At 62.8% G+C, this 7,923-nt stretch carries 6 protein-coding genes (1 of these 6 running past the window's edge); 4 read left to right on the top strand and 2 right to left on the bottom strand.

All coding sequences use genetic code 11. The features are described 5' to 3' along the window. From hrpB to N2601_RS17675, 3 genes are all read left to right on the top strand, one after another. Nucleotides 1–2,058, top strand: the 3' portion of a protein-coding gene (gene hrpB, locus N2601_RS17685; RefSeq protein ID WP_104824930.1) for an ATP-dependent helicase HrpB. Its footprint begins 411 nt before the window's first position; only the last 2,058 of its 2,469 coding nucleotides appear in the window; the start codon falls outside the window, past its left edge; its stop codon occupies nucleotides 2,056–2,058. Nucleotides 2,059–2,060: 2 nt separating this feature from the next. Beyond that, on the top strand, nucleotides 2,061–3,398 hold the full coding sequence (locus N2601_RS17680; RefSeq protein WP_104821487.1) for an ActS/PrrB/RegB family redox-sensitive histidine kinase: 1,338 nt from the start codon (nucleotides 2,061–2,063) through the stop codon (nucleotides 3,396–3,398). A gap of 74 nt (nucleotides 3,399–3,472) precedes the next feature. After that, the gene (locus N2601_RS17675; RefSeq protein WP_104824929.1) at nucleotides 3,473–4,060 is read left to right on the top strand and encodes an ActR/PrrA/RegA family redox response regulator transcription factor; all 588 of its coding nucleotides are present in this window, start codon (nucleotides 3,473–3,475) and stop codon (nucleotides 4,058–4,060) included. A gap of 3 nt (nucleotides 4,061–4,063) precedes the next feature. Here the strand turns inward: N2601_RS17675 and N2601_RS17670 are convergent, their stop codons facing one another. Next, nucleotides 4,064–4,552 (bottom strand): MmcB family DNA repair protein, encoded by a 489-nt coding sequence (locus tag N2601_RS17670; protein ID WP_104821486.1) that lies wholly within the window; start codon nucleotides 4,550–4,552, stop codon nucleotides 4,064–4,066. A gap of 180 nt (nucleotides 4,553–4,732) precedes the next feature. On the opposite strand from N2601_RS17670, the gene N2601_RS17665 reads away from it, so the two are divergent. Then, a complete protein-coding gene (locus N2601_RS17665) occupies nucleotides 4,733–5,407 on the top strand; it encodes a L,D-transpeptidase (protein WP_104821485.1) in 675 nt (224 codons plus the stop codon). Nucleotides 5,408–5,671: 264 nt separating this feature from the next. On the opposite strand, the gene N2601_RS17660 is transcribed toward N2601_RS17665, so the two are convergent. Next, a complete protein-coding gene (locus N2601_RS17660; RefSeq protein ID WP_104821484.1) occupies nucleotides 5,672–7,840 on the bottom strand; it encodes a malate synthase G in 2,169 nt (722 codons plus the stop codon). Between the last annotated feature and the right edge of the window lie 83 nt (nucleotides 7,841–7,923).

The following is a 7,923-nucleotide window of genomic DNA, read 5'->3' as shown; positions in this document are numbered from 1 at the left end:
GATTTCGGCCTGGCGCTGGCGCTCGACGTGCAATCGGCGCTCCGCGAGGATCTGCGTATCCTCGTGATGTCGGCGACGCTCGATGTCGAACGTGTCGCCGCCCTGCTCGGACGCCCGCCCATCATCGAAAGCATGGGCCGGAGCTTTCCGATCGAGATCCGCCATCAGGACCGGCCGGCCGGCGAACGGATCGAGGAGACCATAACCAAGGCGATCCTGGATGCGCATGCGACGGAACAGGGATCGATCCTTGCCTTTCTGCCCGGCCAGGCGGAAATCACCCGCACGGTGGAAAGACTCGAAGGCCGATTGTCGCCGGAGACAGTGATCGCGCCACTTTACGGCAATCTCGGTCAAAAGGAACAGGATGCGGCGATCCGGCCGGCGCCGAAAGGCACGCGCAAGATCGTGCTGGCGACATCGATCGCCGAGACGTCGATCACCATCGACGGCGTGCGCATCGTCATCGACAGCGGCCTGCAGCGGCTGCCGGTTTTCGAAGCGTCGACCGGGATCACTCGGCTGGAGACGGTGCGGGTATCGCGGGCTTCCGCCGATCAGCGCGCTGGCCGTGCGGGGCGAACCGAGCCTGGTATTGCGATCCGGCTTTGGCATCCAGGCCAGACGGCGGCACTGCCGGCCTTCACGCCGCCGCAGATTCTGTCCAGCGATCTTTCCGGGCTGGCGCTTGATCTTGCCCATTGGGGCGTGCAGGACCCAGCCGCACTTGCCTTTGTCGATCAGCCGCCGGCGACGACACTGGGCGAAGCGCGGGCATTGCTGCGGCAATTGGGGGCGCTGGACACGGAGAACGGGCTGACGGCACACGGCAGGCTGATGCGCGATCTGGCTCTGCCGCCGCGGCTAGCGGCCATGGTGATTTCAGCAGCGGAGTTCGGCCAGGCACGCGAGGCGGCGATGCTCGCCGTATTGCTGACGGAACAGGGGCTCGGCGGGCAAAGCATCGATCTGGAAGAGCGCCTGCGGCGGTTCAAGACGGAAAAGGGTGAACGCGCGGAGGCGTCGCGCCGGCTAGCAGGGCGGTTGGCGACAGCGGCAGGCGACAGCAAGGCTGCGGACGCAGGAGTACAGGTCCTGGCCGGTTCATTGCTGCTGCATGCCTTCCCCGATCGCATCGCCCTGCAGCGCGGCGGCCGCGGACGCTTCGTCATGGCGAACGGGCGCGGCGCCGAATTGCCGGAGACGGAGCGCCTCGCCGGTTCGCAAATGCTTGTCATTGCCGACCTGACGGGCCGGGCGGCGCAAGGCCGTATCTTGGCAGCGGCGGAAATTGCGCGTGCTGATGTCGAGGAGCATCTGCCGGGAGAGATCCGCACCGAGGACCAGAGCCTATTCGACAAGACCAGCCGGCAAGTGCGGGCGCGGCGCGTGACGCGGCTCGGGGCCATCATCTTCGAGGAGACCCCCTTGCCTCGACCATCGGGCGAGCGGGCGGCGAAGGCGCTGGCCGACGGCATCCGCGAGCTGGGGCTCGCCGTCCTGCCCTTTTCAAAAGAGGCGACGCAATTGCGTGAACGGATCGGCTTCCTGCACCGGACGATCGGGGAGCCATGGCCCGATATGAGCGACGATGCCCTGCTTTCGCGGCTCGACGAATGGTTCACGCCATTCCAGACCGAGGCACGCGGCCTCTCCGACATCTCGGCCGGCGGGCTTTCCAACGGGTTGATGTCGCTGGTGCCGCATGAGCTGCAACGCGACCTTGGCCGGATGGCGCCGACGCATTTCGAAGCGCCGACGGGCCAGCGTCATCCGATCCAATATGAAGGCGAAGAACCGCTGCTGACGATCCGCGTTCAGGAGCTTTTCGGCCTGAAGCAGCATCCGGCCGTCGGCGGTGGGCGGCTGCCGCTGGTGCTGGAACTGACGTCGCCGGCGCACCGGCCAATCCAGACGACGCGTGATCTGCCCGGCTTCTGGGCAGGATCGTGGAAAGACGTGCGCGCCGATATGCGCGGGCGTTACCCCAGGCATCCCTGGCCGGAGGATCCGGCTGATGCTTTGCCGACGACAAGAGCCAAGCCGCGTGGTACCTGAGAATGGCCCGTTTCTTCAGAGGATTGGACAAAATGGCGGACGCGGACGCCAAGCCGCAGGACGATCACCACACCAGCCGGCGGCTCAGGCTGCAGACGCTGGTGCGGCTGCGTTGGCTCGCGGTCGGCGGCCAGACGGTGACGGTGATGATCGTCGCCTTCTGGCTGAAATTTGCCGTGCCGCTGCTGGCCTGCTGCGTGTTGATCGCCTGCCTCGCCTGGATCAACTTCTTCCTGACGCTGCGCTATCCGCCAACGCACCGCCTGGAGCCGCCGGCTGCCTTTGCGCTGCTCGGCCTCGATCTCCTGCAGCTCTGCGGGCTGCTCTTGATCACCGGCGGGCTCGCCAATCCCTTTTCCGCCCTGGTCTGCGTTCCCGTCATCATCTCCTTCGCCTCGCAGCCGATCCGCTACAGCATGGCGCTGATCGTGCTGGCGATGATCTGCATCACGGGCCTTGCCTTCTCGCCTTTTCCGCTGCCCTGGTACGATGGCATCGAGATCAACGTTCATAGCGTAATGCAGCTCGGCGTCTGGTGCTCGATCGCCTCGACCATGGCCTTTGCCGCCTTCTATGCCTACCGCGTCTCCATGGAGGCGACGCAGCTTGCCGATGCGTTATCGGCGACGGAACTGGTGCTGCAGCGGGAAAAGCACCTGTCGCAACTCGACGGGCTGGCCGCCGCCGCGGCTCATGAACTCGGCACGCCGCTGGCAACGATCAGCGTCGTCGCCAAGGAGATGGAGCGCGAGCTCAGCCAGGACGACCGCTTCCGCGAGGATGTGGCGCTGCTGCGTAGCCAGAGCGAACGATGCCGCGACATCCTGCGGCGGCTGACGACGCTCTCCTCCGAGGACGAGGCGCATATGCGGCGGCTGACGCTGTCGTCGATGATGGAGGAGATCATCGCACCGCATCGGGAATTCGGCATCAAGCTGGAGCTGATCGAAAAGAGCCCGCGCCTCGGCGAACCCGTGCTGAACCGCAACGCCGGCATCATGTACGGGCTTGGCAATCTCATCGAAAACGCCGTCGACTATGCGCGAAAGAAGGTGACCGTCACGGTGGAATATAATCCCGATACGCTGACAATCGTCATCGAGGATGACGGCAACGGGTACTCTCCCGAAATCTTGATGCGGATCGGCGAGCCCTATGTCACGACGCGACAGCGAGACGATACGGCGGGCGGCCTCGGACTGGGCCTGTTCATCGCCAAGACCCTGCTGGAACGTTCGGGCGCAGAGCTTTCCTTCGGCAATCGCGACCCTGAAACGCCGGGTGCACGCATCCGTGTTGAATGGCCGCGAATGTTGATCGACAGTAATTCGACAAAATGAATTTCACGGCTTAAAACACCGGTCGTTAAAGTCAGTAGGACTATGCAGGCGGTCTGCCGCCGGGATTGAACATGATGACGGATAAAGAGCTCACCGACCCTCATGCGGGGGCCAAGGACGCGGCGGACCATATCGGGCCCGACGCGACATTGCTGATCGTCGACGACGACGGACCCTTTCTGCGCCGGCTGGCGCGCGCCATGGAGACGCGCGGCTTCGTGGTCGAGACGGCGGAATCGGTGGCGGAAGGCGTTGCCAAATCCAAGGCCACGCCACCGAAATACGCCGTGGTCGACCTTCGTCTCGGTGACGGCACCGGCCTTGATGTCATCGAGGCGATCCGGCAGCGGCGCGACGATACGCATATCGTGGTGCTGACCGGCTACGGCAATATCGCGACCGCGGTCACTGCCGTGAAGCTCGGTGCTCTCGATTATCTTGCCAAGCCCGCGGATGCCGACGACGTCTATGCGGCGCTGACGCAACGGCCGGGCGAAAAGGCCGAGGTGCCGGAAAATCCGATGTCGGCGGATCGGGTGCGTTGGGAGCATATCCAGCGCGTCTACGAAATGTGCGAGCGCAACGTCTCCGAGACGGCCCGCCGTCTCAACATGCATCGCCGCACGCTGCAACGAATCCTCGCCAAGCGCGCACCGAAGTAACCTTCATTCAGACGAAAAAGACTTACCCGTCGCCCATTCGGCCAGCATCAGCCGCTGGGCGGCGGCGCGGGAAAAATTGAGCGTCACCGATTTGCGCGTGGCTGGTGGCAGGCGATGCTCCGGCGCCTCGCGGATCATATGCGCGCCGTAACCGTCCGACAGGAAAAGCCCGCAATCTTCCGGAAAGATATCGAGCGGCACGTCCTTGTGGGTCGCGAAGAACAGGCGATCGCAATGCAGGCGGTAATCCGGCCATTTGCGGTCGACGCGAAAATCCTCGATCGACGATTTGATCTCGATGATCCAGATCTCGCCCTTTTCGGAAAGCGTGATGAGGTCGGCGCGGCGGCCGCTGGCGAGCGGCAGCTCCGGCAAGACGGCAAGGCGCATCTCGTGCAGTAATAGTTGCACGCCCCTGCGTACAAGCATCGCCCGTTCCGACTGCCGACCGTCTATTAACGGATTGTTATTGTAAACACTTAAAATCGTCATGAATTGCCTCTGGGACCGAACAAGCGTTGTTGCAAAAAAACCATGTCCCTTTAATTTGCGCAGCGGAGCTATTTTGTCGCCCCGCACCAGCTTGCAAAGCTAAATTTAATAGAAAATAAACCGTAGTCAAAGATGGTTGATACCATCCCATTCCCTGTCACAACTCACCAAGAGACTTCCATGCGCATCCGCAATGCTATGACCGCACTCGGCCTTGTCGCAACGCTTGCCACGGCTGGTTACGCCACCACTGCCGCAGCCACGCCGACCGCTACCGCCAATTCCGCTTCCGACACCGTCAAGACGTTCGATAATGATTACGGCGTCACGAGCGACAACGGCTTCCAACTGCCGGCGATCCCGATCCAGAAGGTGAAGCCGCAGTTCCGCCGCCAGATCGTCTCCTACAAGTCTGACGAAGCTGCGGGCACGATCATCGTCAACACCCGCGAGCGCCATCTTTATTACATCCTCGGCAACAACGAAGCCATGCGCTACGGCATCGGCGTCGGCAAGCAGGGCTTTGCATGGTCGGGCACGGCATATGTTGCCTGGAAGCAGGAATGGCCGAGCTGGCATCCGCCGAAGGAAATGGCGGTCCGCCGTCCGGAAATCGCCAAGTATGTCGATGACGGCATGAACCCGGGCCTCGAAAATCCGCTCGGCGCCCGCGCCATGTATCTCTACAACGAGAAGGGCCAGGACACGCTGTTCCGCCTGCACGGCACGCCGGAATGGGCTTCGATCGGCACCGCGGCTTCCTCGGGCTGCATCCGCCTGATGAACCAGGACGTCATCGATCTCTACAACCGCGTTCTGCCGGGTCACGCCACCAAGGTCGTCGTGATCCAGTAATCGCTGGCATTATTTGGAATTCAAAAGGCCGCGGGATCGATGTCCGGCGGCCTTTTTGTTTTGGGGAACTGAGGTCCGATATTATACCGCCCTACCCGCCCTCGTCCTTCGAGGCTTCGCCTTCGGCTGCGCGCCTCAGGATGAGGGCTGATCTCTTCCCTTAGCCGCAAGACTCTCTCCACCTCATCCTGAGGCGCCTTGCCGCCAAAGCGCCAGCGCAGGCGACAAGGCCTCGAAGGATCGAGGTGGCCCCAGATGGAGGGGTCATCCCGCCTGCTTTGCCTTCAGCTCGATGCGGCGGCGGTGCAGGACCGGCTCGGTATAGCCGTTCGGCTGCTCTCGACCCTTGAGGACGAGATCAAGCGCCGCCTGGAAGGCGATAGAGCCATCGAAATTGCCGGCCATCGGCCTGTAGAGCGGGTCGCCGGCGTTCTGCCGGTCGACGACGGCGGCCATGCGCCTCATGGTCTCGACGATCTGCGCTTCGGTGATGACCTTGTGGTGCAGCCAGTTGGCCATGTGCTGCGCCGAGATGCGCAGCGTGGCGCGATCCTCCATCAGGCCGACATTGTTGATATCCGGTACCTTGGAGCAGCCGACGCCCTGATCGACCCAGCGAATGACATAGCCGAGAATGCCCTGGCAATTATTGTCGATCTCGCGCTGGATTTCTTCCGGCGTCCAGTTCGGGCGGGACGCGACCGGAACGGAAAGAATGTCGGAAAGCTTGGCGCGAGCCCGGCTTTTCAGGCCCTGCTGGACCTCAGCGACGTTGACGCGGTGATAGTGGGTCGCATGCAGCGTCGCGGCCGTCGGTGACGGCACCCAGGCGGTGTTGGCGCCGGCCTTCGGATGCGCGATCTTCTGCTCCAGCATCGCCGCCATCAGGTCCGGCATGGCCCACATGCCCTTGCCGATCTGCGCGTGACCGGAAAGGCCGCATTCCAGACCGATATCGACATTCCAGTTTTCATAAGCCGCGATCCAGGCTGCCTGCTTCATGTCGCCCTTGCGGATCATCGGGCCCGCCTCCATCGAGGTATGGATCTCATCGCCGGTGCGATCGAGGAAGCCGGTGTTGATGAAGACGACGCGTTCGCTGGCAGCGCGAATTGCTTCCTTGAGATTGACCGTGGTGCGGCGCTCCTCGTCCATGATGCCCATCTTGATGGTGTTGCGCGGCATGCCGAGCACATCTTCGACGCGCGAGAAGATCGCGACGGCGAAGGCGACCTCTTCCGGGCCATGCATCTTCGGTTTGACGACATACATGGAGCCGGCGCGGGAATTTTTATGCCCGCCGTTCGGCCCGATATCATAGAGCGCGATCAGGCCGGTGATCATGGCGTCCATGATGCCCTCAGGCACTTCATGGCCGTCGCGGTCGAGGATCGCCGGATTGGTCATGAGGTGGCCGACATTGCGCACCAGCATCAACGAGCGGCAATGCAGCTCGAAGCTCGCGCCATCTGGCGCCGTGTAGGTCACATCCGGATTGAGATGGCGGGTGAAGGTCTTGCCGCCCTTGGAAACTTCCTCCGTCAGGTCGCCCTTCATCAGGCCGAGCCAATTGCGATAGACTTCGGCCTTGTCCTCGGCGTCGACGGCAGCGATCGAATCTTCGCAGTCCATGATCGTGGTGATCGCCGATTCCAGCCGGACGTCAGAAATAGCAGCCGCATCGGCCTTGCCGATCTCGGTGCCGGCATCGAGGACGATCTCGATGTGGATGCTATTGTTCTTCAGCAGGATATGCGAGGGAGCGCTGGCGTCGCCGAGATAGCCTGCGAAGTGCCCAGCATCGGCCAAAGCCGTAGCACCGCTCTTCGTTGCGATCGCCAATGCGCCGTCCTTGACAGTAAAGCCGGTGACGTCCTTCCAGCTCGCACCGGCAAGCGGCGCGGCGGTATCGAGGAAATCACGCACCCAGGCGATGACCTTTTCACCGCGCTTCGGATTGTAGCCCCTGCCCTTCTCGGCACCGTCGGTCTCAGGGATGGCGTCGGTGCCGTAGAGCGCATCGTAAAGCGAACCCCAGCGCGCATTGGCGGCGTTCAGCGCATAGCGGGCATTCATGACGGGAACGACGAGCTGCGGGCCGGCGATAGAGGCGATTTCGGGATCGACATTGGCGGTCGAGACCGAGAAGGCCGGGCCTTCGGGAATAATGTAGCCGATCTCGCGCAGGAAGGCTTCGTAGGCGGCCATGTCCACCGGCGCGCCGTTCTTGCGATACCAATCATCCAAGGCAGCCTGCATCCGGTCGCGCTTGGCGAGCAGATCGCGGTTCTTCGGCGCGAGGTCGTGCACGATCGCCGAGAAGCCGGCAAAGAAGGTATCCGGGTCGACGCCGGAGCCTGGCAGGGCCTCCTTGACGAGGAAATCATAAAGCACCGGCTCAATCTGAAGCCCGTTCTTGTCAATGCGGCTCATACCAATCACTCCTCACGGCCGTTCTACGGCTCAATTTTTACATGCTGCCAGTTTGCGGGCGGTTAGGCTCTCCGTCAATTTGG

Source organism: Rhizobium sp. CB3060 (genome assembly GCF_025200735.1).
Classification (GTDB): domain Bacteria; phylum Pseudomonadota; class Alphaproteobacteria; order Rhizobiales; family Rhizobiaceae; genus Rhizobium.
This window is presented reverse-complemented; position numbering and strand designations above follow the sequence as displayed.